We start from the raw sequence: 2,699 nt of genomic DNA, 5'->3' as shown, positions 1-2,699 counted from the left end.
TGTTTAGCGCAAGGACATAGTTAACACATGTTAAGGTACATGGTTAACGCTTTTCAGGTGGGCTTCTTGCTCCCCCTGGACGCCTAGGCGTCCAGGGGGAGCAAGAAGCGCGTTGTAGTTGTTTCTAGGCTTGGTCGCGCGGCTCAGGTCGATCATCCCCAAGCTTTTCCAGCAGTAGAAAACTTCCCAGCGAAGATCGTCGAACTGGTTTATCGCCACGCTTTCCCCGATGAAGGCCCTTCCGATGAAGAAGCTGCGTCCCTTGAACATCAGGTCGCCTTTGCTCTTCACCTTGCGCACCTGCTCGGCCTCGCCGTAGAAGCTCAGGCAGTGGGGTATGGTCGCGGGCAAGGCTCGCTCCGAGGCGCGGTAGCGGTCGGCGGGGCAGTCGAGATCGAGCGAGCGGTGCGGGCGGACGTGGTTGTAGGTCTCGCGAAACCGGGCGAACTCCCGGTCGCAATGCTCGAGGTCGCGCCACAGCGTGGTCCTGCCCAGCAGCTCGTGCTTGAGGGTCTGGTGGAAGCGTTCCTCCTTGCCTTGCGTCTGGGGGTGCAGGGGGCGGCCGTGGATCGTCTCCACCCCCAGGCGCAGCAGCCAGGCCTCCAGCTCGCTGGCCGCCCCGAACCCCCGCCCCCAGGGCGAACCGTTGTCGCAGAGGATGGCCCAAGGCAGCCCGTACTTGCCGAAGCATGACAGCAGGCATTCCTGCACCGTGGAGGTCCTCTCGTCCTCGCAGGCCTTGAGGATGAGGTTGAAGCGGGAGTGGTCGTCGCAGGCGGTGAGCGGGTGGCAGCGCTTCGACCCGGCCATCTCGAAGTGCCCCTTGAAGTCCATCTGCCAAAGCTCGTTGGGCTGCGAACGCTCGAAGCTCCTGGGCGCCACGCACGGGCGAGAGCCTTGGCCGAGCAAGCCGGCGCGGCGGATGATGTTGTGCACGGTGGTCGCCGAGGGAAGCTCCTTTTCCCCGGCGTTTTGCAGCAGGCGGCGCAGCTTGCGCGCTCCCCAGCAGTCGTGCTTGCGGCGAAGCTCCAAGACCTTCCTCTCCACCTCGGGGCAGCTCTTGTTGGGCTGCCCCGCCGGCCGACGCGAGCGGTCCTCCAGACCAGGCAAGCCTTCCTTGCGGTAGCGCTCCAGCCACTTGTAGGCAGTCGGCGGGCTTATGCCGAAACGGCGGATCAGCTCGCGTTTGTTCGCTCCAGGCTTCGATGCCAGGAAGACGAAATCTCTTCTTTGGGTTATCTTATCGGTCTCCATCCACGGCATACAGAAGTGTTAACCATGTCTGTTAACACCTGTTAACCATGTATCTTGACCAGACCACTTGCGACACGCCGCAGAGCCCTATTCATCACGTTTCTCCCGCAACGCGGCGTGCCGCAAGTGTTTAGCGCAAGGACATAGTTAACACATGTTAAGGTACATGGTTAACGCTTTTCAGGTGGGCTTCTTGCTCCCCCTGGACGCCTAGGCGTCCAGGGGGAGCAAGAAGCGCGTTGTAGTTGTTTCTAGGCTTGGTCGCGCGGCTCAGGTCGATCATCCCCAAGCTTTTCCAGCAGTAGAAAACTTCCCAGCGAAGATCGTCGAACTGGTTTATCGCCACGCTTTCCCCGATGAAGGCCCTTCCGATGAAGAAGCTGCGTCCCTTGAACATCAGGTCGCCTTTGCTCTTCACCTTGCGCACCTGCTCGGCCTCGCCGTAGAAGCTCAGGCAGTGGGGTATGGTCGCGGGCAAGGCTCGCTCCGAGGCGCGGTAGCGGTCGGCGGGGCAGTCGAGATCGAGCGAGCGGTGCGGGCGGACGTGGTTGTAGGTCTCGCGAAACCGGGCGAACTCCCGGTCGCAATGCTCGAGGTCGCGCCACAGCGTGGTCCTGCCCAGCAGCTCGTGCTTGAGGGTCTGGTGGAAGCGTTCCTCCTTGCCTTGCGTCTGGGGGTGCAGGGGGCGGCCGTGGATCGTCTCCACCCCCAGGCGCAGCAGCCAGGCCTCCAGCTCGCTGGCCGCCCCGAACCCCCGCCCCCAGGGCGAACCGTTGTCGCAGAGGATGGCCCAAGGCAGCCCGTACTTGCCGAAGCATGACAGCAGGCATTCCTGCACCGTGGAGGTCCTCTCGTCCTCGCAGGCCTTGAGGATGAGGTTGAAGCGGGAGTGGTCGTCGCAGGCGGTGAGCGGGTGGCAGCGCTTCGACCCGGCCATCTCGAAGTGCCCCTTGAAGTCCATCTGCCAAAGCTCGTTGGGCTGCGAACGCTCGAAGCTCCTGGGCGCCACGCACGGGCGAGAGCCTTGGCCGAGCAAGCCGGCGCGGCGGATGATGTTGTGCACGGTGGTCGCCGAGGGAAGCTCCTTTTCCCCGGCGTTTTGCAGCAGGCGGCGCAGCTTGCGCGCTCCCCAGCAGTCGTGCTTGCGGCGAAGCTCCAAGACCTTCCTCTCCACCTCGGGGCAGCTCTTGTTGGGCTGCCCCGCCGGCCGACGCGAGCGGTCCTCCAGACCAGGCAAGCCTTCCTTGCGGTAGCGCTCCAGCCACTTGTAGGCAGTCGGCGGGCTTATGCCGAAACGGCGGATCAGCTCGCGTTTGTTCGCTCCAGGCTTCGATGCCAGGAAGACGAAATCTCTTCTTTGGGTTATCTTATCGGTCTCCATCCACGGCATACAGAAGTGTTAACCATGTCTGTTAACACCTGTTAACCATGTATCTTGACCAGAC

2 protein-coding genes are annotated in these 2,699 nt (G+C 62.7%); both read right to left on the bottom strand.

The genetic code is table 11. The annotated features are described in order from the left end of the window. Nucleotides 1–30 precede the first annotated feature (30 nt). The gene (locus IEN85_RS11585) at nucleotides 31–1,263 is read right to left on the bottom strand and encodes an IS481 family transposase (RefSeq protein ID WP_191617113.1); all 1,233 of its coding nucleotides are present in this window, start codon (nucleotides 1,261–1,263) and stop codon (nucleotides 31–33) included. 148 nt (nucleotides 1,264–1,411) lie between these two features. After that, nucleotides 1,412–2,644, bottom strand: coding sequence for an IS481 family transposase (locus tag IEN85_RS11580; protein ID WP_191617113.1), 1,233 nt, complete (start codon nucleotides 2,642–2,644; stop codon nucleotides 1,412–1,414). Nucleotides 2,645–2,699 lie beyond the last annotated feature (55 nt).

This window comes from Pelagicoccus enzymogenes, assembly GCF_014803405.1.
Classification (GTDB): domain Bacteria; phylum Verrucomicrobiota; class Verrucomicrobiia; order Opitutales; family Opitutaceae; genus Pelagicoccus; species Pelagicoccus enzymogenes.
Note: the sequence above shows the minus strand (reverse complement) of the source record. Positions and strands in the feature narration are given on the sequence as shown.

What these genes read in the sequence shown, in the direction of transcription:
- IEN85_RS11580 (WP_191617113.1), bottom strand. Translation starts at nt 2,644, where the DNA reads ATGCCGTGGATGGAGACCGATAAGATAACCCAAAGAAGAGATTTCGTC.
- IEN85_RS11585 (WP_191617113.1), bottom strand. Translation starts at nt 1,263, where the DNA reads ATGCCGTGGATGGAGACCGATAAGATAACCCAAAGAAGAGATTTCGTC.